The sequence below is a fragment of the Novimethylophilus kurashikiensis genome (assembly GCF_003112435.1).
GTDB classification, from domain to species: domain Bacteria; phylum Pseudomonadota; class Gammaproteobacteria; order Burkholderiales; family Methylophilaceae; genus Novimethylophilus; species Novimethylophilus kurashikiensis.
Genome location: NZ_BDOQ01000001.1, coordinates 153,004 through 175,466 on the forward strand (window position 1 = coordinate 153,004; position 22,463 = coordinate 175,466).

The 22,463-nt window shown below is 58.0% G+C and carries 23 protein-coding genes; 12 read left to right on the plus strand and 11 right to left on the minus strand.

Annotated elements, in window-relative coordinates:
* Position 1: 1 nt before the first annotated feature.
* The 4 genes from NMK_RS00710 to NMK_RS00725 all read right to left on the minus strand — a co-directional run bounded on the left by NMK_RS00710 (position 2) and on the right by NMK_RS00725 (position 2,091).
* On the minus strand, positions 2 to 502 hold the full coding sequence (locus tag NMK_RS00710; protein ID WP_181376124.1) for a hypothetical protein: 501 nt from the start codon (positions 500 to 502) through the stop codon (positions 2 to 4).
* Between the two features lie 400 nt (positions 503 to 902).
* Positions 903 to 1,244, minus strand: a complete 342-nt coding sequence (locus NMK_RS00715) for a hypothetical protein (RefSeq protein ID WP_109013838.1) — start codon at positions 1,242 to 1,244, stop codon at positions 903 to 905.
* Between the two features lie 56 nt (positions 1,245 to 1,300).
* On the minus strand, positions 1,301 to 1,870 hold the full coding sequence (locus NMK_RS00720) for a YqiA/YcfP family alpha/beta fold hydrolase (protein WP_109013839.1): 570 nt from the start codon (positions 1,868 to 1,870) through the stop codon (positions 1,301 to 1,303).
* A gap of 68 nt (positions 1,871 to 1,938) precedes the next feature.
* Positions 1,939 to 2,091 (minus strand): entericidin A/B family lipoprotein, encoded by a 153-nt coding sequence (locus NMK_RS00725; protein WP_109013840.1) that lies wholly within the window; start codon positions 2,089 to 2,091, stop codon positions 1,939 to 1,941.
* 286 nt (positions 2,092 to 2,377) lie between these two features.
* On the opposite strand from NMK_RS00725, the gene NMK_RS00730 reads away from it, so the two are divergent.
* The gene (locus tag NMK_RS00730) at positions 2,378 to 2,623 is read left to right on the plus strand and encodes a DUF2789 domain-containing protein (protein ID WP_109013841.1); all 246 of its coding nucleotides are present in this window, start codon (positions 2,378 to 2,380) and stop codon (positions 2,621 to 2,623) included.
* Positions 2,624 to 3,041: 418 nt separating this feature from the next.
* Positions 3,042 to 3,503, plus strand: a complete 462-nt coding sequence (locus tag NMK_RS00735; RefSeq protein WP_109013842.1) for an RrF2 family transcriptional regulator — start codon at positions 3,042 to 3,044, stop codon at positions 3,501 to 3,503.
* On the opposite strand, the gene NMK_RS00740 is transcribed toward NMK_RS00735, so the two are convergent.
* Genes NMK_RS00740 through amrB form a run of 4 tightly spaced genes read right to left on the minus strand, consistent with a single transcriptional unit; the run spans position 3,490 to position 9,166 of the window.
* Positions 3,490 to 4,545, minus strand: coding sequence for a sensor domain-containing diguanylate cyclase (locus NMK_RS00740; protein WP_227871289.1), 1,056 nt, complete (start codon positions 4,543 to 4,545; stop codon positions 3,490 to 3,492). The two genes, NMK_RS00735 and NMK_RS00740, sit on opposite strands and share 14 nt — an antisense overlap.
* A gap of 24 nt (positions 4,546 to 4,569) precedes the next feature.
* The gene (locus tag NMK_RS00745) at positions 4,570 to 6,681 is read right to left on the minus strand and encodes a putative bifunctional diguanylate cyclase/phosphodiesterase (RefSeq protein WP_227871290.1); all 2,112 of its coding nucleotides are present in this window, start codon (positions 6,679 to 6,681) and stop codon (positions 4,570 to 4,572) included.
* A 22-nt stretch (positions 6,682 to 6,703) separates the two neighbouring features.
* On the minus strand, positions 6,704 to 7,807 hold the full coding sequence (amrS, locus tag NMK_RS00750; RefSeq protein ID WP_109013843.1) for an AmmeMemoRadiSam system radical SAM enzyme: 1,104 nt from the start codon (positions 7,805 to 7,807) through the stop codon (positions 6,704 to 6,706).
* A 3-nt stretch (positions 7,808 to 7,810) separates the two neighbouring features.
* Entirely contained in the window at positions 7,811 to 9,166 is a 1,356-nt protein-coding gene (amrB, locus tag NMK_RS00755) for an AmmeMemoRadiSam system protein B (RefSeq protein WP_109013844.1), read from the minus strand.
* An 82-nt stretch (positions 9,167 to 9,248) separates the two neighbouring features.
* On the opposite strand from amrB, the gene ispD reads away from it, so the two are divergent.
* The 5 genes from ispD to NMK_RS00780 all read left to right on the plus strand — a co-directional run bounded on the left by ispD (position 9,249) and on the right by NMK_RS00780 (position 12,916).
* Positions 9,249 to 9,938 (plus strand): 2-C-methyl-D-erythritol 4-phosphate cytidylyltransferase, encoded by a 690-nt coding sequence (ispD, locus tag NMK_RS00760; RefSeq protein ID WP_109013845.1) that lies wholly within the window; start codon positions 9,249 to 9,251, stop codon positions 9,936 to 9,938.
* Positions 9,935 to 10,414, plus strand: coding sequence for a 2-C-methyl-D-erythritol 2,4-cyclodiphosphate synthase (ispF, locus tag NMK_RS00765; RefSeq protein WP_109013846.1), 480 nt, complete (start codon positions 9,935 to 9,937; stop codon positions 10,412 to 10,414). Before ispD ends, ispF begins: the two co-directional genes overlap by 4 nt.
* 204 nt (positions 10,415 to 10,618) lie before the next feature.
* On the plus strand, positions 10,619 to 11,656 hold the full coding sequence (locus tag NMK_RS00770; RefSeq protein WP_109013847.1) for a GGDEF domain-containing protein: 1,038 nt from the start codon (positions 10,619 to 10,621) through the stop codon (positions 11,654 to 11,656).
* An 18-nt stretch (positions 11,657 to 11,674) separates the two neighbouring features.
* The gene (locus tag NMK_RS00775; RefSeq protein WP_109013848.1) at positions 11,675 to 12,091 is read left to right on the plus strand and encodes a BLUF domain-containing protein; all 417 of its coding nucleotides are present in this window, start codon (positions 11,675 to 11,677) and stop codon (positions 12,089 to 12,091) included.
* A gap of 30 nt (positions 12,092 to 12,121) precedes the next feature.
* Complete coding sequence (locus NMK_RS00780) at positions 12,122 to 12,916, plus strand: EAL domain-containing protein (protein ID WP_181376125.1); 795 nt, start codon at positions 12,122 to 12,124, stop codon at positions 12,914 to 12,916.
* Here the strand turns inward: NMK_RS00780 and NMK_RS00785 are convergent.
* From NMK_RS00785 to NMK_RS00795, 3 genes are all read right to left on the minus strand, one after another.
* Complete coding sequence (locus NMK_RS00785; RefSeq protein WP_109013849.1) at positions 12,913 to 13,446, minus strand: Smr/MutS family protein; 534 nt, start codon at positions 13,444 to 13,446, stop codon at positions 12,913 to 12,915. The genes NMK_RS00780 and NMK_RS00785 overlap by 4 nt on opposite strands.
* A gap of 86 nt (positions 13,447 to 13,532) precedes the next feature.
* On the minus strand, positions 13,533 to 14,483 hold the full coding sequence (gene trxB, locus NMK_RS00790) for a thioredoxin-disulfide reductase (RefSeq protein ID WP_109013850.1): 951 nt from the start codon (positions 14,481 to 14,483) through the stop codon (positions 13,533 to 13,535).
* Between the two features lie 149 nt (positions 14,484 to 14,632).
* On the minus strand, positions 14,633 to 15,235 hold the full coding sequence (locus NMK_RS00795) for a peroxiredoxin (RefSeq protein WP_109013851.1): 603 nt from the start codon (positions 15,233 to 15,235) through the stop codon (positions 14,633 to 14,635).
* Between the two features lie 283 nt (positions 15,236 to 15,518).
* Here NMK_RS00795 and kdoO point away from each other — a divergent pair, with 283 nt between their 5' ends.
* From kdoO to tal, 5 genes are all read left to right on the plus strand, one after another.
* Positions 15,519 to 16,394 carry a Kdo hydroxylase KdoO gene (kdoO, locus tag NMK_RS00800; protein WP_109013852.1) on the plus strand — a complete coding sequence of 292 codons (876 nt, stop codon included), beginning with the start codon at positions 15,519 to 15,521 and terminating at the stop codon, positions 16,392 to 16,394.
* A gap of 48 nt (positions 16,395 to 16,442) precedes the next feature.
* Positions 16,443 to 18,740: a DNA translocase FtsK gene (locus tag NMK_RS00805; RefSeq protein ID WP_109013853.1), complete on the plus strand. Its 2,298-nt coding sequence runs from the start codon at positions 16,443 to 16,445 to the stop codon at positions 18,738 to 18,740.
* A gap of 88 nt (positions 18,741 to 18,828) precedes the next feature.
* Entirely contained in the window at positions 18,829 to 19,410 is a 582-nt protein-coding gene (lolA, locus tag NMK_RS00810) for an outer membrane lipoprotein periplasmic chaperone LolA (protein ID WP_109013960.1), read from the plus strand.
* Positions 19,411 to 19,709: 299 nt separating this feature from the next.
* Positions 19,710 to 21,341 carry an alpha-D-glucose phosphate-specific phosphoglucomutase gene (locus NMK_RS00815; RefSeq protein ID WP_109013854.1) on the plus strand — a complete coding sequence of 544 codons (1,632 nt, stop codon included), beginning with the start codon at positions 19,710 to 19,712 and terminating at the stop codon, positions 21,339 to 21,341.
* Positions 21,342 to 21,434: 93 nt separating this feature from the next.
* Entirely contained in the window at positions 21,435 to 22,388 is a 954-nt protein-coding gene (gene tal, locus NMK_RS00820; protein WP_109013855.1) for a transaldolase, read from the plus strand.
* The last annotated feature ends 75 nt before the right edge of the window (positions 22,389 to 22,463 follow it).

Genomic DNA, 22,463 nt, shown 5'->3' on the forward strand with positions numbered 1-22,463 from the left:
ATCAAACGCTTTCCGCCACCAGCCACGGCTGGTCGGCGACTCTGGCGAGTTTTTTCTGGGCCAGCGCGCGAATGGTCATGGCGACGGCGCCTGCGAAGACCTCATCGAACCATGGATCTGCACCGCTGACGGCGACGACCAGTCCGTCCCGTACCAGTCCGCCCCACAATAGCGAATCGCCTTCGGCCAGGAGATGCGGATGGGTTTCGCGCACCAAATGACTATCCATGCCGGTGCGCCAGCTCAACTCGGCCTTGGCGCGGGCGAATTGGCCGTAGTCAGCGTCCCACTGCGAGGTATCGCCTACGGCGTGTTCGTAAAGGATGGCTTCCTGGAACGTGGCATCGTGCGGCGTGATGCCCGGTTTCATGACAACGATGTAGAGAAATCCGCTCGCCCCGACTTCCTGGCTTTCCAATCCGGCAGCGATCATCGGCAGGCACAAAGCCACCGCTTGCTGAGCGAGGGTTTTATCGACGAGAAGGCTCTTGAATTTTTGCACGGTCTCTCCCGATGATGCGTCGCCTCGGCAGCCGGAGATGCCGTGATGTCTGGTTCAACAAGTTGGCCAATACATGGGCGACTGAAGTTTTCTGGGGGCGCTTGGCACAATGAACCCGCTGACGAAACAAATCCGCCACCTGCCGGCATTGCACGCTGTCTTCATTGAGCCGATCGCTCCCGACGTGTAGGTGAACCGACTATAGGGGCTAAGGGACCGAGATGTATGTGCGCTAAGCGACGATCAGCCAGGGCTGGAGGGCTGCGATAGGCAACGGATTGACTGATATTCAGCGAAAGTAGTGAGGCTTGAACGAGTAGCGCAAACGGCCTCGTCTCAATGTTTAGACGAGGCCGTTTGCGCCAAGCGGGGGACAACTCTTGCCCTTGAGCGAGCTGGCTTAATAACCGCCGTTTGAATTGCCGCTGGGTTTGCTGCTGCCGGAGTTGCTGTTGTTGGTGATGTCGGAACTGCCGTCATTGCCGGTGTTGCGATCGCCACCCGTAGTGCGCGAAGTGCGGTTGCGGTCCCGGCTGTGTTTGGTTTTGTTGGTGGAGCTATCGGTGCCGGTACTGTCGCGTTGCTGGTTGGGAGTGTCCGGATTGACCGTGGTAGTGCTGTTGTCGCCTGGCTGTGCTGCTGTGTTGTCGCCGCGGTTGGTGGCGCCGGCCATGGCGCAAGGGATGCTGAGGGTGATGGCGGCTGCTGCGATCAGTGCTTTCCATAAGGTCGAGTTGTTCATTATGGTCTCCTGGTCTGGGTTAGACGAGGGGCCAATGTAGTCAATCGATTCGGCTATTACGGTGCATTAAGGCACATATCCAACATTTTTTGGATTTCCTCGATGGCTCGCGGTACGGATTCGAATCGGTGGCTGCCGCCTTCGAGCAGGATCAGTTCAGCCTTGTGCTCGAAATTGGTAATGCTTTCCTGGTAGGGAATGAGTTCGTCGCCTTTTTCGTGCAGCACGGTACAAGGCGGCCGGCCGGGGAAGCGGTAGCGGGCGTATTTCTGTAAATCTTCCTCGTGCAGCCAGCCGGTGGCACCGCTGTAGCGGTTCTGCACCGCCCCGATATAAGGCCTGAGTGTGTTCTCCGGGGCCATGCAGGGGTTGAGCAGCACGCAACTAAGGCTGTGCCGACAGGCCAGGTAATAAGACCAGAAGCCGCCCAGCGACGAACCGATGAGGACGGGTTTTCGGTCGAGATGCGGTGTGACGAGTGCTTCCAGCGTTTGGAAGCCCTGGTCCGGATCCCAGGTGTTGTAGTCGGCGACGATGAGCTGAGGAAAGGCATGCTTGAGCTGAGCGGATTTCTCGCTCTGCGGTCCGGAGTTGAAGCCGGGGAGATAGAAAAGTGTATTGTTCATTGTTCATTCCTACCCGGTGGAAGCGCTGCCCCTGCGGAACGGAGCCTGTCCGATCCGCAGGATAGGGACTACTTGTGTTCGTCTGCTTTTTCCTTGATTTTCTCGCCGCCTTCCTTGATATCCTGACCGGCACCGCTCATGGTGTTGCAGCCGGTTAGGGTGCCCATCAGGCCTGCGAGAAAACAAGTCATTAATAAAGTTGAAGTTACTTTTTTAAACATGGTCATTCTCCGGTGATTGAGGGAATTGGTCAACCGCTTGTTTAATAACAGTAAAAGGCGGTTCACCCTGAGCTTGCTTACGGATATTACGTAGAGGAGCGCCGAGGCATCTGTGCGCTACGGAACAATGAGATGAGTCGAACGCTGATGTGAACCTGGGCGTTTAAGAGCGGTCGTAGTCAGGTAAGTTCTAGTGAATTACGGACAGTGCGCACGGGTGAAACGTTGCGTAGAAGCTGTTCGAAGCATTTCTCTAGCCCGATAACCTGTTTGAAGGAGACTAGGCATGGAAGCCCCAATGCACAGCATGAACAGTTTATTCGACCAACTCGGCCTGCCCTCCGAGGCCCTCGCCATCGAGGAGTTCATCGAAGAGCACGCGCCGCTCGATTCCGGGACTGCGCTTCCTGAAGCGGGATTCTGGACGGCCTCGCAATCCGCATTTCTGCGGGAGAAACTGATGGAGGACGCCGATTGGGCGGAAGTCATCGACGAACTCAATGCCGAGCTGCATTTTCGCCTGGAGGATTAGGCGTAGCGTTTACCCTTCGCGTGAATCCACTAAAACCGGCTGCCCGGTTCGTTTCTTGACCATCGAGCTCGGTCCCTTTCAGCTTGGCGGACGCTTGAGTGTCTCAGCATCTTTACTGCTTTTAATTAGCAAAATCCTGTTTTTCGCTGGCAAGAAACGGGCATAGTGAAGTACATTAGCAGTTGCTTTGATACTTGGCGTGACTAAAGCAGCCAAGGAAATGCAGCGGTTATAGTAAGCATCAAGGCATTAATTTTATTATGGTATATATCGCCGCCGGCAAAGCGGCGCTCGGATCCATCCGGATGGATGAATGGGGCTTGCCTGACAAGGCGCGTCCGAATGCTGTTCACAAGATTACGTCCAGCTACAAAGCAAAAAAAACATTTAACAGTTGGACCTTATTTCAAGGCTAGTTATGCAACTCTCTACGTTTTCCGATTATTCGATGCGCGTGATGATCTACCTGGGGCTCAAGCACGGCGAATTGGCGACGATTTCCGAAATCGCGCGAGCCTACAAGATATCGGAGAACCATCTGATGAAGGTGGTGCACCACCTGGCCCTGCGCGGCTATGTTGGAACACAGCGTGGAAAGGGCGGCGGCTTGCGTTTGGCGGGAGAACCCAACACGGTCAACCTGGGAGAATTGCTGCGTGCAACCGAAGGTGACGCCGGATTGTTGCGTTGTATGGATGCGCCGGAACATTGCTGCATCCAATCGGACTGCCGGTTGATGGGGATTCTGGAAGAAGCCCAGGAGGCGCTGTTCAGCGTTTTGGGCAAATACACCTTGGCAGATTTGTTGCGTCGCGAAGAACCGCTCGCCCGGATATTGATGCCGCAAGTCGTTGCGGCGCAGGCGGCTAGGGCAGGGTAGGTTCCAGTTTTTCCTGAAACTCGCCGGAGTAGAACTGATAGTTGTTCTTTCCGGCTTTCTTGGCGCGGTACATGGCGATGTCTGCGTTGATCAGCAGCAGTTTTTCATCCAACCCGTGATCGGGATAGACCGCGATACCGGTACTGCACGAAATGGAAAGGTAGTGGCCGGCCGCTTCGAAGGGTAGTTGCAATGCGTTGCGGATTTTTGCCGCCACCACTTCGGCATCTGCCTCACGGTCGATCTCCGGCAGCAGCACTACGAATTCATCTCCGCCGATACGCGCCACGGTGTCCGATTCGCGCATGCAGCTTTGCAACCGGCGCGCCACTTGTTTCAGCAATAAATCACCGATGTCGTGTCCCAGGTTATCGTTGACCGGCTTGAACTGGTCGAGGTCGACGAACATGACGGCCATGCGATTCTTGTCGCGCTTGGCCTTGACGATGGCCTGCTGCAGACGGTCATTGATGAGCGTGCGGTTGGGGAGTTCGGTTAGTGCGTCGTAATGGGCGAGGTGCCGGGTCTGGTCTTCGGCGCTCTTGCGTAGCGTGATGTCGGTGTGGGTGCCGATCATGCGTAGCGGTGTGCCGTTGGCATCCCGGCTCACGATCATGCCGCGTGCCAGTACCCACTTGATGCTGCCGTCCTTGCAGCATACCCGGTGCTCGTTGACGTAGCTGACCGTCTTGCCGGCGAGGCAGTCGCGCACGTCTTCGGCGACCCGTTCGCGGTCGTCGGGATGAATGCGCTGTTTCCAGGCTTCATCCCCGGCTTCGATATCGTTGTCGGTAAAGCCATACATGTCTTTGTAGCGGCGTGAGAACACTACTTCGTCGGTCTGCACGTTCCAATCCCAGACGCCATCGCCTGCACCTTCCAGGGCGAATTTCCAGCGTTCCTCGCTTTCGCGCAACGCCCTGGAGAGCCGCAAGAAGCGCATCGCCGCGATGCTTGCAATGAACGCCAGCACCGTGGAAGCAATCAACAGTGCATACAGCCAGTTTGTATTTATTGTGGTGACGGATGGCATGAACGCCATATTACCATCATGTGTAGCAAGTGCTTATGGGCTGATTTGCTCCAGCCATTGTTCCACCGGTTGGGGCCTGCCGTAGAGATATCCCTGGTGGATGATGGTACCAAGCCGGTTGAGGAAAGCCGCTTGTTCCGGCGTTTCCACGCCTTCGGCAACCACTTGTAGATGCAGGTGCTGAGCCACTGCGACGATGGATTCGACCAGCGCCGCGTCGTTGGGATTGGTGGTAATGTCCTGGATAAAGCTTTTATCGATCTTGATCTCGTGGATGGGCAGGCGTTTCAGGTAGGCCAGGCTGGAGTAGCCTGTGCCGAAATCGTCCATCGAGAAATGTACGCCCATTGCCCGCAGTTCTGTCATCTTGGCGATGACATCGGCAAAGTCGCCGATGACGAGCCCTTCCGTTACTTCCAGCACCAATTGGGCAGGATCGGCGCCGCTCAAGGACAACTTGCGTTTCACTTCCTCGACGAAATCCGGTTGCTGGAAATGCCGCGGACTGATGTTGACCGAAACGCGCGTCAGTTGCTGGTCGCGTTCCAGTCGCCCCAACAACCGGCATACGGCGTCCAGCATCCAGCGGTCCACGGCGACGATGAGGTCAGAGGTCTCGGCGAGCGGTATGAACATGCCGGGCAGGATGAGCCCGCGCTGCGGATGCTCCCAGCGGATCAGCGCCTCTACGCCGACAGGCTTGCAGCCGCCTTCCCACTGCGGCTGCACGTACATCCTTAGCTGATTGCGAGTAATGGCGTGCCGTAGTTCACGTTCGATGCGGTAGCGTTCCTTGATGGTTTCGCCCATCACCGCCTTGAAAAAGATGATACGGCTGCCGCCTTCGAGCTTGGCCCGGTGCATGGCCATATCGGCCTGACGCAGGATGTCGGAGGCGGTTTCCCCGGCTATTTCAGGAAATACGGCAATGCCGATGCTGGTATCGATATGAAAGGCCTCGCCGTTCAGCGTGAGCCGTTTTTGCAGCGCGATACGAATTTTTTCCGCGACTACCAGCGCATCCTTCGCGGCTTCTTCACGGGTGGATGACAACCTCGGCAGCAGGATGGCAAATTCGTCGGAATCGAGCCGTGCCAGCAAGTCTTCGGAATGCAGGGTGCGTGTCATGGCGCGTGCCACGCGTTTGAGCAGGGCATTGCCGACAGGCAGTCCCCGTGCCTCATTGATAGCCTTGAACCGATCGAGATCCAGCAATATGGCGACGCCGAAGCAGCCTTCGCGTTCGGCATGCTCGGCCGTTTGTCCGAGCCGCTTGAGAAACTGTGCACGATTGGCTAAGCCGGTGAGAGAGTCGTACCACGACAATTTGTCCTCAGCCGGCCGCGAGCGATGGATGCCGCTCAAGTCGGCGAACACTGCGACGTAATGGTCGACCTTTCCGGAAGCATCCTTGATGCTGCTGATGGTCTGCCACTCCGGGTATTCCTCGCCGTCTTTGCGTCGGTTCCAGATTTCGCCCGCCCATTCGCCTCGGCTTTGCAGCGTATCCCAGAGTTCGGTATAGAAAGCCTGTTCGTGACGGTCGGACTTGAGCAGTCGTGAGTTCTTGCCCAATACCTCATCCTCGGTGTAGCCGGTGATATGGCAGAACGCCGGGTTCACTGCTTGGATGTTGGCGGCCTCGTCCGTCACCATGATGCCGTCCGCCATGGTTTCGAATACCTGCGCCGTGAGCTTGCGGTAGGCCTCGGTATCGGCCTCTTCGCGGGCTAATGACTGACGATGCTGGCGGCTGATGGCGTAACGGATGGCACGCACCAGAATCTCGCGATCGAATTTGCCCTTGGCGAGATAGTCCTGGGCGCCGGCATTGATAGCTTGCAGCGCCGCGTCCATGTCGTCGTGCTCGGTCAGTACGATGAGCGGCAGATTATCTGTGATGCGGCGAATGGCATGGATGGTATCCACCCCGCTGGAATCCGGTAGTGCCAAGTCCAGCAACAGCACGTCATACGGGTTGAGCGGGAGTTGCTGCAGGGCCGCAGCTAGCGTAGACACCTGATGGATTTCGAAACGCAACTGCGCGGCATCGCCCAGCAGGGCACGCACGAAATCGGCTGCGCCGACATCGTTTTCGACCAGCATGACGCGATATAGCGCTTGGACCGGCGGTTCGGGCGGCATGGCTCATCCACCCATTAGAAAATCAAGTGACGGCGGACGCATGAATGGCGACGGGAATGCGATGACTCCCGAACGGTTTTTCGAATTCGCCAAACCGCCCGGCGATGCGGTGGCCGCAGTTGGGGCATTGGCCGTGCAGCGATAGGTCGTAATGACCGATGTTGTACCAATCGCGCACGATTACGGCGTGATGGCACGTTGGACAATACGTGGTGCCGCCTTCGGCGTCGTGTACGTTGCCGGTATAGACGTAATGCAGCCCGGCATCGAGAGCAATGCGTCGTGCACGGGTGAGCGTGGCGGAAGGCGTGGCCGGAACGTCGGGCATTTTCCAATCGGGATGGAAGGCGGAGAAATGCAGCGGCACATCGGGGCCGAGTTCCTTGAACACCCATGCGCTGAGTTCACGGATTTCCTTGTCCGAGTCGTTATGGCCGGGAATCAGCAGCGTCGTGATTTCGAGCCAGCAATCGGTCTCGTGATGGACGTAGGACAGCGTATCCAGGATGTGCTTGAGATGCGAGCCGGTGAGCCTATAGTAAAAGTCCTCGGTGAATGCCTTGAGATCGATGTTGGCCGCGTCCATCTTAGCGAAGAACTCTCGGCGCGGTTCGGCGTGGATATAACCAGCCGTGACTGCGACGGTTTGGATGCCGAGCGCGTGGCAAGCATCGGCGGTATCGAGTGCGTATTCGAGAAATATCACCGGATCGTTATAGGTGAAGGCGACGCTCTTGCTGCCGTAGGCGCGGGCTGATGCGGCGATGGCTTGCGGCGTGGCCTGGTCCATCAGCCGATCCATTTCGCGGGATTTGGAAATATCCCAGTTCTGGCAGAATTTGCAGGCCAGATTGCAGCCGGCTGTCCCGAAGGAAAGAATGCTGGAGCCGGGATAGAAATGATTGAGCGGTTTTTTCTCGACCGGATCGATGCAAAAGCCTGAAGAGCGGCCGTAGGTCGTGAGTACCATCTGGTCGCCTACTCGACCGCGGACAAAACAGGCGCCGCGCTGGCCTTCGTGCAGCTTGCAGTCGCGCGGACAGAGGTCACACTGGATGCGGCCGTCGTCCAGCGCGTGCCAATAGCGTGCCGGGTGGCGCTCGTCCTGGGTGATGGCTTGGTCCATGATCTACTCCGTTTCCTTCCATTTCTCTACCGTGTAGCGGTAAAGCTTGACCTCCGGCGACCAGAAATCCTGCGGCAATCCGGCCTTGCGCTTGAGATGCGCCATGAACTGCCAGGGTTGCGGCAGCTGTTCCCACACCTGCGGCAAAAAGGTGCTGCGATACGGGCCGTATTCGAACACCACGCCGTCGATATGCGGCCGCAGCTGCGATAAGGCATCGGCCTCGTCGCTGAACTGCATGGGCTGCTGCGGCGACAGCAGCGAGACCTCCACGCGCACCTGATCGAACTCCTCGGCAGTTACCGGCGGAAAACGCGGATCGCGGAATGCGGCTGCCAGGGCGTTCTGTCGCACGTCTTCCAACAGCGGGCGCCGCGCTTCCAGCGAACCGATGCAGCCGCGCAACTGACCGCGTCGCGTCAGTGTGACAAACGTGGCGCCCGGTTCGTTCAACCCATCGCCGGCTTCTGGCTGGATTGCAAGCCCGAGGCTTTGCGCGATGGCGTTGCGGGCGAGCTTGAGCAGAGTGCGCCCTTTATCGGTAGACGCGTGCGGCTGCTGTGTTTTCTCTTCGGTTAACGCAAACGCCGCATATCCGACGACACGGTTCTTGTCGCCTGCGGTATCGCCCGAACTGCGCAGGTCCAGCAAGTGCGGCACCAGGCCGTGATGCTTGGCAGCCAGCATCAGTCCGTTGATAGGCGTACCCCCGCAGGCGCACTCGTGGCTGATGGATTCCTTGAGATGAAGGATGTCGGTGGCGGTGCGCTCGTCCACCTTGCGGGCCTGCTCATAAGGCAGGTAATGGGATAGATCGGAACTGATGACGATCAAGGTTTCGTCGCCGCCCCATAGCTTTTCCAATACCTCGGCGACCTCGCCTGGCGCCGCCATGCCGACCGCCAGTGGCAGCAGCTTGAAATCCGGCAGCAGCGATTGCAAGAAGGGCAGGTGCACTTCCAGCGAGTGCTCCAAGGCATGGGCCTGCGGGCTGACTGTCACTTGCGGCAATTCGGCGATGGTGCGAGCGGCATCGAGATCTATTTCGACGCGGCCGAGCGGTGTTTCGAAGGCGTCGGACCCCGGCAAGGCGAGTCCGCGCACGGCGACTCGATGCGTCGGCCCTAGCAGGATGACGCGCTTGATCTCCCTGGCTCGGGAAGCCAGCAAGGCGTAGCCGCTGGCAGCCACGGGCCCGGAGTAGATATAGCCGGCGTGCGGCACGATGAGCGCCTTCGGCTTGAGCGGCGGTGCTTCGGGCTGGGCATGCATGAGCATGGCCTGGATGTCGTGGCTCAACTCGGCTGGGTCACTGGGGTAGAACATGCCGGCGACGGCGGCGGGACGGGTGGTGGGCATGGCGCTTTCCTCCTGCGTTTCGCGTGTATCTGCGAGCGTGGGGGCCAAACGGCGGGAATCAAGGGCGTGTTATGATTTTACGATGTCAAATCACGTACTCATCCCCGCTGCCGGCGCGGGAAGCCGCATGGGCGGAACCGTGCCCAAGCAGTATTTGCCCTTGCTCGACAAACCTTTGATCCATCATACGCTGTCGGTGTTCAATGAACATCCGTGCGTGCACGGATTAGCCGTCGTCATCAGCCCCGAAGATGGCTGGTGGGATACCTACGATTGGTCGGCATTCGGCGACCGCCTGACGGTGTTGCGCTGCGGCGGGGAAACCCGTGCGGCCTCTGTGCTGAACGGCTTGAAAGCCATGGAATGGGACGACGAGGATTGGGTGTTGGTGCACGATGCTGCGCGTCCCTGTATTACTGCAACCTTGCTAGACCGCTTGTTCGACGAATTGCGCGAGGATGAAGTCGGCGGCCTGCTCGCGGTGCCCGTGGCCGATACGCTGAAACGCGCCGGGGTTGGGCAACGCGTGGCTTCTACCGAGCCGCGCGAAAGCTTGTGGCAGGCGCAAACGCCCCAAATGTTTCACTACGGATTGCTGAAGCGTGCGCTGGAATCCTTCGGCAGCAACATGCCGACCGACGAAGCCCAGGCCGTGGAGCGGCTCGGCTTTGCGCCTAAGCTGATATTGGGCGAGCGCAACAATCTCAAAGTCACTTTTCCCGAGGATCTGGATATGGCCGGCATGCTGTTGCAGGCACGGAGGCAGCTATGAAATTTCGCATCGGGCACGGTTTCGACGTGCATCAGCTGGTCGAAGGCCGCAAGTGCATCATCGGCGGGGTGGATATCCCGCATGAAAAAGGCTTGAAAGGCCACTCCGACGCTGACGTTCTGCTGCATGCCATTTGCGACGCCTTGCTGGGTGCCGCAGCGTTGGGCGACATCGGCAAGCATTTCCCCGATACCGACCCGCGCTTCAAGGGCATCGACAGCCGCGAGCTGCTGCGGCACGTCGTCGCATTGCTTGCAGAGAAAGGCTATCGCGTGGGCAATGTGGACGGGACGATTATCGCTGAAGCGCCCAAAATGGCGCCGCATATCCTCAAAATGCGTGAACACATCGCCGCCGACATGAAAGTCGATCTCGATCAGGTCAACGTCAAGGCCACGACCACCGAAAAACTGGGCTTCACCGGGCGCGGTGAAGGCATTGCGGCGGAGGCAGTGTGTTTGATTTCATCGATTTAGGAACGCTTACCCAATAGTGAAATGATGGGCTTGTGCTAGTGCTAAAACCGCGTTTAAGCACCTGTTTTTAAGGGAATATTTTTCGTGTAACCTGAACTAAATCCGGCTTGAGGCTGTCTGCGGAATGAAATGCCCCGGCGAGGGCGTATTGAACGGCGAAAAAGCTCGCCGCCATGTACTGAATTCTAGATTGTGAGACTCAACATGCTGGAAGCGCCTATCCCGGAAAACGAAAAGGAACGTATCGCCTCGCTGCGCCGGATGCTGTTGCTGGCAACGCCGGATGAAGCGATTTTCAACCGTATCACGCGCATCGCACAGCAGTTCTTCAATACCCAGATCGTCCTCATTTCCCTGCTCGACGAGAACCGCCAGTGGTTTAAATCCTGCGTCGGCCTGCCTGTTCGCGAAACCCCGCGCAATATCTCGTTCTGTGGTCATGCCATTATGCAGGACGATATCTTGGTCGTTGAAGATGCGCTCGACGATGAGCGTTTTCGCGACAACCCTTTAGTCACCGGCGACCCCATGATCCGCTTCTATGCAGGGCGACCCCTGCGGAATTTCGAGGGGCACAAGGTCGGTACGCTGTGCCTCATCGACCCTGCGCCGCGGACACTCAACTTCAGCGAACGCCTGCTGCTCGACGACTTGGGGCATTTGGTCGAAGACGCTTTCGTAGTGCGCGAACTCAAGCGACGGCATCAGGAGGTACTGGATTTTGCCGACGAATCGATCCGCGACAGCTATCTCGACCCGATGCTGAATATCTGGAACCGGCGTGCCATCACCAGCATCCTGGAGCAGGAAAAAGCGCGTTCCGAGCGCGACGGCAATCCGTTTTCGATTCTTTTACTCGACCTCGACCGTTTTAAGCAGATCAACGACACGCATGGGCATTTGATCGGCGACAAGGTGCTTGCCAGCGTGACTTCGCTCATCGTCAACACCCTTCGGCCATACGACCATCTGGGAAGGTTCGGCGGCGAGGAATTTCTCGTCGTACTGCCCAATACTTCCCAGCAAGAGGCCATTTCTGTGGCGGAACGCATCCGCGCCCATGTGGCCGAGCAGGGGGCGTGGGTAGCGGGTAGCCAATTTGGGGTGACGGTGAGCATCGGCGTCATGGGATGGAGTCCGGCCGTGCATGCCCTGGAGCTTGAAAAGTTGCTGCAAGGCGCGGACGATTTGTTGTACGCCTCAAAGCGTGGCGGACGCAACCGGGTTAGCGCGGTGGCTTGACGCTAGTACAGAGGAATCATGCAAAACTTATCGCGCCTGTTATACGTCAGTACCGCAGCCAACCTCGTTACTGAGGCCGATTTGTTTCAGATCCTCGAAACGTCGCGGACGAATAATCATGAAGTCGGTATCACTGGTGTATTGTGCGGGAGCGGTCGGCACTTTATTCAGGTACTCGAAGGCCATGAGCACGATTTGATGCGGATGTATGTAAAAATTATCGACGATCCGCGGCACCGGGATTGTTTCTTAATCGGGCTAGTGCCTATTGCACAGCGGATGTTCGAGCAATGGTCCATGGGCTATATTCAACAAAGCCATGAGGATATTCTGCTGGAACAGCAGGAGTTGATGAGCTGCCGTCCTTATAAGGATGAAGACGGCGAGCTCATCCGTATCATGAAACGCATCCTCAACAGGCTCAAACCGGCCTGATGCGTGGGAATCAGCAAGGGAAGCTAGACAATGTCAAGAATCGCAGATATCAAATCCGTCGATGATTTTGTACCTGTAGGGTGCAAGGAATGCCGCAACAAGGAAGCGCTTGGGCTCGATTTTTCCATGGCGTTTCAGCCCATCGTCGATATCGAGACCCACGGGGTGTTCGGTTATGAAGCCCTCGTGCGAGGGCTTAACAACGAGGCAGCCTACACGGTTCTGGAGCAGCTCAACGACAACAATCGCTATCGCTTCGACCAAACCATACGCGTCAAGGCCATCGATCTTGCGAGCAGCCTGGGCTTGCAAGGCATGTTGAGTATCAACTTCCTGCCTAATGCGGTTTACAAGCCGGAAACCTGTATCCGCGCCACGCTCGAGGCCGCGTCCGAGATGGGGTTCCCTACCGAACGCATCATGTTCGAAGTGACCGAGGGCGAAAAAGTCACCGACCACGCCCATCTGCACGGTATTTTCGCCGAGTACAAGAAGCACAACTTTACGACTGCCATCGATGACTTCGGCGCAGGCTACGCCGGTCTCAACCTTCTGGCCGACTGGCAGCCAGACGTCATCAAGCTCGACATGGCGCTGACTCGCAATATCGACAAGGACCGTGTGCGACGCTCGCTGGTGTTCGCCATTTTGACCGCTTGTCGGGAGTTGGAGATCAAGGTGATCGCGGAAGGCATCGAAAGCCGGGAGGAATGTTTGATCCTGGCCGAGCAGGGCGTTCGATTGTTCCAGGGATATTACTTTGCGAAGCCGGGATTCGAGACGTTGCCGGAAATCCCCGAAGAAATCTGGTCGACGCTGGTTTAACTCGACTTGAGCAGCACGACCACAGCCCCGGCGCCGCCATCCACCTGCCGCGCCTGGCAATAGGCAATCACTTCATCCCGCTGCATTAGCCAGCTTCTGAGTTTGTTCTTGAGTACCGGCTCGCGGTTGCGCGAGCCGAGTCCCTTGCCGTGAATAATGCGCACGCAACGGATGCCCCGTTTCTTGCACTGGTTGAGAAAGTCGGCAGTGTAGGCGCGAGCTTCGTCGACCAGCATGCCGTGCAGGTCCAGCTGCTGCTGGATGACCCAATGGCCGCGGCGTAGCTTGCGCAGAATATCCGGAGAGTGGCCGTCGCGTAGGTACAGCAGTTCCTCGCCCGTTTCCAGTTCGTGGGCCGGCATGTAGTCGTCCGAAAGCGAATCCTTGAGTGCCTGCTGTTCATCGCGGATCAGCTGCATGGGGATGGGCTTGGGCGGAGACGGGCGGTGCAGGATACGGTCGTGCTTGAGCGGCTTGGCATCCTTGACTGCCTCGCGGAACAGATGGAGGTCATCGGTATCGTCGCTCATGGTGCAACTTTATCATGCAGAAGACGTGTAAATGAAACGGGCCGGCGCTGTCGCCAGCCCGGCCCGTGGGTATTACGACCGGTAAATTACTTCAGTTGGTCGAGGTAACGCTCGGCGTCCAGCGCGGCCATACAACCGGTGCCGGCACTGGTGACGGCTTGGCGGTAGATGTGGTCCTGCACGTCGCCGGCGGCAAACACGCCGGGGATGCTGGTGGCCGTTGCGTTACCGGTGCGGCCCATCTGGGTGACGATGTAGCCGCCTTCCATTTCCAGTTGCCCGGCGAAGATATCGGTGTTCGGCTTGTGGCCGATGGCGATGAACACGCCTTGCAGCGCGATATCCTTGGTTTCGCCGGTCTGGGTGTTCTTGATGCGCATACCGGTCACGCCGCTGTCGTCGCCCAGCACTTCATCCAGTACCGAGAACAGTTGCAGTTCGATCTTGCCTTCCTTGACGCGCTCCATGAGCTTGTCCACCAGGATGGCCTCAGCCTTGAACTTGTCGCGGCGGTGAACCAGCGTCACCTTGCTGGCGATGTTGGCGAGGTAGAGCGCTTCTTCCACGGCCGTATTGCCGCCGCCGATCACGGCGACTTCCTGGTTGCGATAGAAGAATCCGTCGCAGGTCGCGCAAGCCGAGACGCCCTTGCCGGAAAACTTTTCTTCCGACGGCAGGCCGAGGTATTGAGCCGAGGCACCGGTCGCAATGATGAGCGCATCGCAAGTGTATTCGCCACTATCGCCGACGAGGCGGATGGGCTTCTCGCTGAGATGAGTGGTATGGATATGGTCGAAAATCATCTCGGTGTTGAAGCGCTCAGCATGCGCCTGAAAACGCGCCATCAGTTCCGGGCCTTGCACGCCGTTGGCATCTGCCGGCCAGTTGTCCACTTCGGTCGTGGTCATCAATTGACCGCCTTGGGCGATACCGGTGATGAGCACCGGCTTGAGGTTGGCGCGTGCGGCATACACTGCGGCCGAATAGCCGGCCGGGCCGGAGCCGAGGATGAGCAGGCGGGCGTGCTTGGTGGACATGAAGTTTGCTCCTGAATCCGAATTGAAATGAATAGCGAAATTCTAGCGTAATTAAGGTGGGGCGCGGTTGCCGCGCTAACCCCAGAAACGCAGGAAGGCGCTGCTGCGCCTTCCTTGGTTACAGCCTATTGTGCTGAAAAATAAGCCGATTACAGGCTTTCAGCGTTGGAAGCCAGGTACTTGGCCACGCCTTCCGGAGAAGCGTTCATGCCGGGCTTGCCCTTGTTCCAGCCAGCCGGGCAGACTTCACCGTGCTGTTCGAAGAATTGCAGCGCGTCGACCATGCGCAGCATTTCGTCGATGTTGCGGCCCAGCGGCAGGTCGTTCACCACTTGGTGACGCACGATGCCGGTGGCATCGATCAGGAAGGAACCGCGGTAAGCCACGCCTGCATCGGCTTCAACGTCGTAAGCCTTGGCGATTTCGTGCTTGATGTCGGCAACCAGCGGATAGCCGACTTGGCCGATACCGCCGTTGTTGACTGCGGTGTTCTTCCAAGCCAGGTGGGTGAACTGGGAGTCGATGGACACGCCAATGACTTCAACGCCGCGGGACTTGAATTCGTTCAGGCGGTGGTCGAATGCGATCAACTCGGACGGGCACACGAAGGTGAAGTCCAGCGGATAGAAGAAGATCACAGCAGGCTTGCCCTTGATGTGGGCAGCCAGATTGAAGTTTTCGTTGATGGTGTTGTCGCCCATGACGGCAACAGCGGTGAAATTGGGAGCGGCTTTGCCTACGAGAACGGCCATGGTAAATCCTCCAGTGTTGTTGTTGAACGAAAGTTGGACAATATTCTATATATATTGTCCTGCCATTAATAATTAATAATCTCAATTACACTGATAAGTTTTTTAAAATCATACGTTGATGTCGTGAATTCATCGGCCTCATCGGGTATGATTTACGCAGCTTGCAAATGACGTCTGCCATGCCTTGTGTGCAGGCATTGAACGAGTCATTATTTTATTGAATTTTTTGGATAAGTTCCGGCGTTTTCGCACTTCGCGCTTCGCCGGCCAGAGGAGTGACGCCATGCCACCGATACTCGATTTTCCCGTTTCCGACTGGAACGCGACGTTTTCCGCCGAAACCCAGCAGGAAGCCATGAACGGGATTGAAACGGGAAACGTGCTGCTGTTTCCCCAACTTCCGTTCGTGCTGGAAGGTAACGAAAAACGCTTCCTCACGCCGGATACCGTCGGCAAGAGCAAGAACGTCAGCTACGACCTCAACACCGGCGTTTTACGCGGGACCAGTCTCGAAGGGCAGGACGCCGAGCAACTCAAGGGCATGATACACCGCTTTGCGAGCGCGAGCCGCGACCTGGTCTTCCGTCTGCTGCCGCATTACCAGCAAGACATTGTGTGCGGCCGTACCAGCTACCGTCCGGTCGAAATCAAGGGCCGCGCTTCATCCTGGCGCAAGGATGATACCCGTCTCCATGTCGATGCTTTTCCCTCCGCACCGGTTCAGGATAAAAGGTTGCTGCGCGTGTTCAGCAACGTCAATCCCAACGGCGATGCTCGGGTCTGGCGCGTGGGCGGGGCGTTCGAGGATATCGCCAAGCGCTTCATGCCGAACATTCCGGGCCCGATGTTCGGCAGCAGCCAGCTGCTGCAATGGCTGCACATCACCAAGAGCCGCCGCAGCGCCTACGACCATTTCATGCTGCAACTCCACGACAGCATGAAAGCCGACCCGGATTACCAGGCCAAGGGCGAACAGATCACCTTTAATTTCCAACCGGGGACGACCTGGATGGTCTTCACCGACCAGGTGCCGCATGCGGTGATGTCCGGTCAGTATCTGCTGGAGCAGACCTTCTACCTGCCGGTGTCGGCTATGGCCGATCCGACGCGCTCGCCGCTGCAAGTGCTGGAGCGAATGACTGAGCGCTCGCTGACCTGATTCAAACCGCACTGTAGGGATTCGCGAGAATGGCTTAAAATCTTGAATATGCTATTCAAGAAAACGCCTTCCGCGATTCCCAACGCCCGTTCCAAAGTCCCGGCCAAGACCGCCGGTCTTCTGCGCGAGGCCTCCTGGCTTGCGTTGGTATCGGCCGGACTCTTCGTGGCCGCCACGCTCGCGAGCTACCATCGCGACGACCCCAGCTGGTCGCACAGCACCAGCGATACCGTCACCATCCATAACCTGGGCGGCGTCACCGGCGCATGGATTTCCGACATGCTGCTCTACCTGTTCGGCGTCTCTGCCTGGTGGTGGGTGGCGCTGGCTTTCATGGGCATCTGGTGGAGCTATCACCGCCTGGAGAGCGAAGAGGCGGCGAGCCGTCCCATCCTGTTTTTCCATCTGCTGGGCTTCATGCTGATGCTGCTGGCTTCCAGTGCGTTAGAAGCCGGCCATATTCGTTCTTTCCATGCCTTGCTGCCATTGGCGCCTGGCGGCATGCTAGGTGCCGTGATCGACGGTGGGTTGTTCAAGGCCATGGGTTTTGCCGGGAGTACCTTGGCTCTGTTGCTGGCGTTTGCCGTGGGCTTCAGCCTGTTTACAGGTGTGTCCTGGCTCACCATCACCGAAAAATTGGGCGGATGGCTGGAAAACACCTACGAGAGAATCCGCCAGGCCCGCGAAGACCGCGAGGACCGGCGCGCGGGCCAGATGGCCGAACAGCTGCGCGAGGAATTCGTCGAGACCGAACGCAAGCGTGTCGAAGATCATCCTCCGGTGCATATTGAAGCCCCGGTGCTGGAAATCCCCAAGAGCGACCGGGTAGAAAAAGAGCGGCAGACGCCGTTGTTCGAAACCATGCCGGATTCTCCCCTGCCGCCGCTGCATCTGCTGGACGAGCCGCAGGGTGAAGTCGAGGTGCAGAGCGCCGAAACGCTGGAATTCACCTCGCGTCTCATCGAGCGCAAGCTCATGGACTTCAATATCGAGGTCAAGGTGACGGCTGCCATGCCGGGTCCAGTGATTACGCGCTATGAATTCGAGCCGGCTGCCGGCGTGAAGGGTTCGCAGATCACCAATCTCGCCAAGGACTTGGCCCGCGCCTTGTCCGTCATCAGCGTGCGCGTGGTGGAAACTATTCCCGGCAAAAGCTGCATGGCGATCGAGATTCCCAACCCCAAGCGCCAGATGGTAGGGCTTTCCGAAATCCTGGGTTCTCAGGCCTATGCCGATATGAGTTCTTCGCTGACCATGGCGCTGGGCAAGGATATTTCCGGCAAGCCGTCGGTGGCCGATTTGGCCAAGATGCCGCACGTGCTGGTCGCGGGTACGACAGGTTCGGGCAAATCGGTGGCGATCAACGCCATGATCTTGAGCCTGCTGTACAAGGCCGACGCCTCGCAAGTGCGCTTGATCCTGGTCGACCCGAAGATGCTGGAATTGTCTGTTTATGAAGGGATCCCGCATCTATTGGCGCCGGTAGTGACCGACATGCGGCAGGCTTCCAATGCGCTCAACTGGTGCGTGGCCGAAATGGAAAAACGCTACCGCCTGATGTCGGCGCTAGGCGTGCGCAACCTCGCCGGTTTCAACCAGAAGATTCGCGATGCGCAGAAGGAAGGCAATGCGATCACCAATCCGTTCTCGTTGACGCCGGACGAACCGGAACCCTTGGGTGAGCTGCCTTTGATCGTGGTCGTCATCGACGAGCTGGCCGACATGATGATGGTGGTGGGCAAGAAGGTGGAAGAACTGATTGCTCGCCTGGCGCAGAAAGCGCGGGCTTCCGGCATTCACCTTATTCTCGCCACGCAGCGGCCGTCGGTGGACGTCATTACCGGTCTGATCAAGGCCAACATCCCGACGCGGATAGCGTTCCAGGTGTCGAGTAAGATCGACTCGCGGACGATTCTCGATCAAATGGGCGCCGAGGCCTTGCTGGGTCAGGGTGACATGCTCTACCAGCCGCCGGGCACCGGCTATCCGCAGCGCGTTCACGGCGCGTTCGTGTCCGACAGCGAAGTGCACCGCGTGGTGGAATACCTCAAGTCCATCGGGCAGCCGAATTACATCGAGGGCATCCTCAGCGGCGGCGAAGAGGGTGGTGAGGGGGAGCTGTCGGGTGAAGGCGGAGCCGGTGGCGGCGAGGTCGATCCCTTGTACGACGAGGCGGTAGCCATCGTGCTGAAGTCGCGACGGGCTTCGATTTCTTCCGTTCAACGCCAATTGCGTATCGGTTACAACCGCGCGGCGCGGTTGATCGAGGACATGGAACGCGCCGGTCTGGTCTCGGCCATGCAATCTAACGGTAACCGCGAAGTGCTGGCGCCGTCCGGGGAATAATTTCCAGTCTGTCTAATCAAACGGTCTGTTCAATTAAAAAGGATTCAAGTTGGTATCGCAATTCGTCAAAAAAATTCTGCCGTTGCTGATGCTGGTGCCGCTAGTGGCCCAAGCCGACCCTGTGGAGCGCCTCAAAGCGTTCTACCAGAGTACGCCGGCCATGAAGGCCGTGTTCAAGCAAACCGTGCTGGATCGCAAGGGCCAGACAGTGCAGGAAGTCATGGGCACCATGCAGCTGTTGCGTCCGGGCAAGTTCCGCTGGGATTACCAGAAGCCCTACGTACAGATCATCGTTGGCGACGGCAAGAAAATCTGGCTGTTCGATCCCGAGTTGAGCCAGGTGACGGTGCGCAGCCTGGAAAAAATGCTGGGCTCCAGCCCCGCCGCTTTGCTGGCGGGCAGCAAGGAAGTGGAAAAGGCGTTCGATTTGAAAGATGCCGGCCGCCAGGACGAACTGGAGTGGGTAGAAGCCACGCCAAAGCAGAAGGACGGCAGTTTCGAGAGCGTGCTGCTGGGTTTCAAGGGCGATCAATTGGCCGAGATGGAGCTTCACGACAGCTTTGGCCAAACCACGATCATCGAATTTGCCAAGATCGAGCGCAATCCCAAGCTTAATCCCAATACCTTCGTCTTCGTGCCGCCTCGCGGCGTGGATGTGGTGGGGGAATAGTTTTAATCGCTGAACAATCATCTCTCTACGCTAGGTGACATACCGCAATTTCCCTGTGCGCCGCCGAGCAGCATAGGCGAGCCGGGGAATTCGGTGGGCGGTGTCTGAGCGTAGCGAGTTTAGCCCGCCGCCCGGTTTGGCGAGCAGCGGAGGGGACCCTCGCAGAGGGCGGGAAGCGGGGTGTCTTTTTCTTTGGTTACTTTCGTTAGGACAAGCAAACGAAAGTAACTCGCCTGTCGGGCGAGACCGACGGTTTGGAATTTTAAGAGCAGCGCTATATCTGTGATAAGGATTGAAAAATGACCGTCCGTACCATTGCAACAACCCCTTTCTCCGACCAAAAGCCAGGCACATCGGGCCTCCGCAAGAAAGTCCCGGTATTCCAGCAGCCGCATTATCTCGAGAATTTCGTCCAGTCCATTTTCAACAGCATCGGCGCGCCAACCGGCAGTACCTTGGTGCTGGGCGGCGATGGGCGCTATTACAACCGTGAAGCAATCCAGATCATCCTGAAAATGGCTGCGTCCAACGGTTTTGGCCGGGTGCTGGTGGGGAAGGGCGGTATCTTGTCTACGCCGGCAGCATCGTGCGTGATTCGCAAGTACAAGACCTTCGGGGGCATTATCCTGTCTGCCAGTCATAATCCAGGCGGCCCGGAAGGCGATTTCGGCATTAAGTACAACGTGACCAACGGCGGGCCGGCGCCAGAGAAGGTGACCGAAGAAATCTTCGCTCGCAGTAAAACCATCGACGAATACCGCATCCTGGAAGCTGCCGATGTGGCGCTCGATCAGTTGGGCGAAAGTCGGTTGGGCGACATGATCGTGCAGGTGATCGATCCCGTTGCTGATTATGCTGAGCTGATGGAATCGCTGTTCGACTTTGGCGCTATTCGGTCCTTGCTAGCAGGCGGATTTCGCCTTCGCTTCGATGCCATGCATGCGGTGACCGGTCCTTATGCGCGTGAAATCATCGAGAAGCGCTTGGGCGCTGCGACCGGTAGCGTGATGAATGCCGAGCCGCTGCCCGATTTCGGCAACGGTCACCCCGATCCCAATCTCACTTATGCGCATGAGTTGGTCGAGATCGTATACGGCGACAACGCGCCTGATTTCGGCGCCGCCTCGGACGGCGATGGCGACCGCAACATGATCCTCGGCAAGCGCTTCTTTGTGACGCCCTCAGACAGCCTGGCCTTGCTGGCTGCAAACGCCACTCTGGTGCCGGGCTACAAGAATGGGTTGGCCGGGATCGCGCGCTCCATGCCGACCAGTGCGGCCGCCGACCGGGTGGCGCAAGCGCTGGGTATTCCCTGTTTCGAAACGCCCACCGGCTGGAAGTTTTTTGGCAACCTGATGGATGCCGGCAAGGTGACCTTGTGCGGTGAGGAAAGCTTCGGCACCGGTTCCGACCACGTGCGCGAAAAGGACGGCCTGTGGGCTGTGCTGTTCTGGCTCAATATCCTCGCGGTGCGCAAGCAACCGGTGGAAGCCATCATGCATGAGCATTGGGCCAAGTTCGGCCGCAACGTGTATTCTCGCCACGATTACGAAGGACTTCCGACCGATGCGGCGAATGGACTGATGCAGCATTTGCACGAGAGTTTCGCCGAACTGGTTGGCAAGCAGTTCGGCGACTACAAGGTGCTGTTCTGCGATGACTTCAGCTATACCGACCCGGTGGACGGCAGCGTGAGCACGGGGCAGGGCGTGCGTATCGGCTTTGTCGACGGTTCTCGTATCGTGTTCCGGCTCTCGGGAACGGGCACCGAGGGTGCGACCTTGCGTATCTACCTGGAGGCCTTCGAACCGGATATTTCGCGGCATCATCTGGATGCACAGCAAGCGCTGGCATCGCTGATCGCGATCGCATCGGAAGTCTCGCAGCTCAAGGCACGAACTGGACGCGACCACCCCACGGTGATAACATAATGCGGCTTAAGACGGCATACATTGCCGCGTTATAACCCGCCTCGTTTCAAACCCACTAAAGTTATACATCTCGTCAAGAGGGAAGGAAAAACTATGAGCACTTTGCTTGAGCAATTGAAGACCATGACGAACATCGTCGCCGATACCGGTGACGTTGACGCCATCCGCCGCGTACAGCCGGAAGAGGCTACCACCAACCCTTCCCTGCTGCTCAAGGCTTCCACCCTGCCTGAGTACAAGTCCCTGATCGACAGCTCCATCGCCTGGGCGAAGAGCCGCAGCAACGACAAGGCTCAGCAAATCGAAGACGCTGCCGACAAGATCGCCGTCGGCATCGGCATGGAAATCCTGAAGGTCATCCCGGGCCGTATCTCCACCGAAGTGGACGCACGCCTGTCCTTCGACGTCGAGGCTTCCCTGAAGAAGGCTCGCAAGCTGATGGCACTGTACAACGAAGCAGGCATCGGCAACGACCGCGTGCTGATCAAGCTGGCTTCCACCTGGGAAGGCATCCAGACCGGTTCCATCCTGGAGCGCGAAGGCATCCACTGCAACCTGACGCTGCTGTTCAGCTTCGCCCAAGCCCGTGCCTGCGCCGAAGCCGGCGTGACCCTGATCTCCCCGTTCGTCGGCCGTATCCTCGACTGGTACAAGGCCAAGAACCCGGGTACCGAGTACACCTCCGAAACCGATCCTGGCGTGATCTCCGTACGCAAGATTTACCAGTACTACAAGGAACACGGCTACAAGACCACCGTGATGGGTGCTTCCTTCCGTAACATCGGTGAAATCACTGCCCTGGCTGGCGTCGACCGTCTGACCATCAGCCCGAACCTGCTGGAAGAACTGGCAGCAACCCAAGGCAACTTGCCGCGCGTGCTAAGCGACAACGGCGCAACCAAGAAGCGTGCAGCTTCGTTGACCGAAGCGCAATTCCGCTTCGATCACAACGAAGACCAAATGGCTACCGAGAAGCTGTCCGAAGGTATCCGCGGCTTCGTGGTCGACCAAATCAAGCTGGAAAAAGCCTTGGCAGAAATGCTGTAAGCTTTTACCGAGCGAGCAATACCGAAACGCCCTTCCGGTGCAAGCCGGAAGGGCGTTTTTATTGGCGGGGTGGGA

Bases quoted from the DNA above. Each gene is read 5' to 3' on its own strand.
- NMK_RS00795 (WP_109013851.1), bottom strand. From the start codon at position 15,235: ATGGCCGTTCTCGTAGGCAAAGCCGCTCCCAATTTCACCGCTGTTGCC.
- amrB (WP_109013844.1), bottom strand. From the start codon at position 9,166: ATGCCCACCACCCGTCCCGCCGCCGTCGCCGGCATGTTCTACCCCAGT.
- kdoO (WP_109013852.1), top strand. From the start codon at position 15,519: ATGCCACCGATACTCGATTTTCCCGTTTCCGACTGGAACGCGACGTTT.
- tal (WP_109013855.1), top strand. From the start codon at position 21,435: ATGAGCACTTTGCTTGAGCAATTGAAGACCATGACGAACATCGTCGCC.
- NMK_RS00715 (WP_109013838.1), bottom strand. From the start codon at position 1,244: ATGAACAACTCGACCTTATGGAAAGCACTGATCGCAGCAGCCGCCATC.
- lolA (WP_109013960.1), top strand. From the start codon at position 18,829: ATGCTGGTGCCGCTAGTGGCCCAAGCCGACCCTGTGGAGCGCCTCAAA.
- NMK_RS00730 (WP_109013841.1), top strand. From the start codon at position 2,378: ATGGAAGCCCCAATGCACAGCATGAACAGTTTATTCGACCAACTCGGC.
- amrS (WP_109013843.1), bottom strand. From the start codon at position 7,807: ATGGACCAAGCCATCACCCAGGACGAGCGCCACCCGGCACGCTATTGG.
- ispD (WP_109013845.1), top strand. From the start codon at position 9,249: ATGTCAAATCACGTACTCATCCCCGCTGCCGGCGCGGGAAGCCGCATG.
- NMK_RS00815 (WP_109013854.1), top strand. From the start codon at position 19,710: ATGACCGTCCGTACCATTGCAACAACCCCTTTCTCCGACCAAAAGCCA.
- trxB (WP_109013850.1), bottom strand. From the start codon at position 14,483: ATGTCCACCAAGCACGCCCGCCTGCTCATCCTCGGCTCCGGCCCGGCC.
- ispF (WP_109013846.1), top strand. From the start codon at position 9,935: ATGAAATTTCGCATCGGGCACGGTTTCGACGTGCATCAGCTGGTCGAA.
- NMK_RS00720 (WP_109013839.1), bottom strand. From the start codon at position 1,870: ATGAACAATACACTTTTCTATCTCCCCGGCTTCAACTCCGGACCGCAG.
- NMK_RS00725 (WP_109013840.1), bottom strand. From the start codon at position 2,091: ATGTTTAAAAAAGTAACTTCAACTTTATTAATGACTTGTTTTCTCGCA.
- NMK_RS00805 (WP_109013853.1), top strand. From the start codon at position 16,443: ATGCTATTCAAGAAAACGCCTTCCGCGATTCCCAACGCCCGTTCCAAA.
- NMK_RS00785 (WP_109013849.1), bottom strand. From the start codon at position 13,446: ATGAGCGACGATACCGATGACCTCCATCTGTTCCGCGAGGCAGTCAAG.
- NMK_RS00770 (WP_109013847.1), top strand. From the start codon at position 10,619: ATGCTGGAAGCGCCTATCCCGGAAAACGAAAAGGAACGTATCGCCTCG.
- NMK_RS00745 (WP_227871290.1), bottom strand. From the start codon at position 6,681: ATGCCGCCCGAACCGCCGGTCCAAGCGCTATATCGCGTCATGCTGGTC.
- NMK_RS00740 (WP_227871289.1), bottom strand. From the start codon at position 4,545: ATGGCGTTCATGCCATCCGTCACCACAATAAATACAAACTGGCTGTAT.
- NMK_RS00780 (WP_181376125.1), top strand. From the start codon at position 12,122: ATGTCAAGAATCGCAGATATCAAATCCGTCGATGATTTTGTACCTGTA.
- NMK_RS00735 (WP_109013842.1), top strand. From the start codon at position 3,042: ATGCAACTCTCTACGTTTTCCGATTATTCGATGCGCGTGATGATCTAC.
- NMK_RS00775 (WP_109013848.1), top strand. From the start codon at position 11,675: ATGCAAAACTTATCGCGCCTGTTATACGTCAGTACCGCAGCCAACCTC.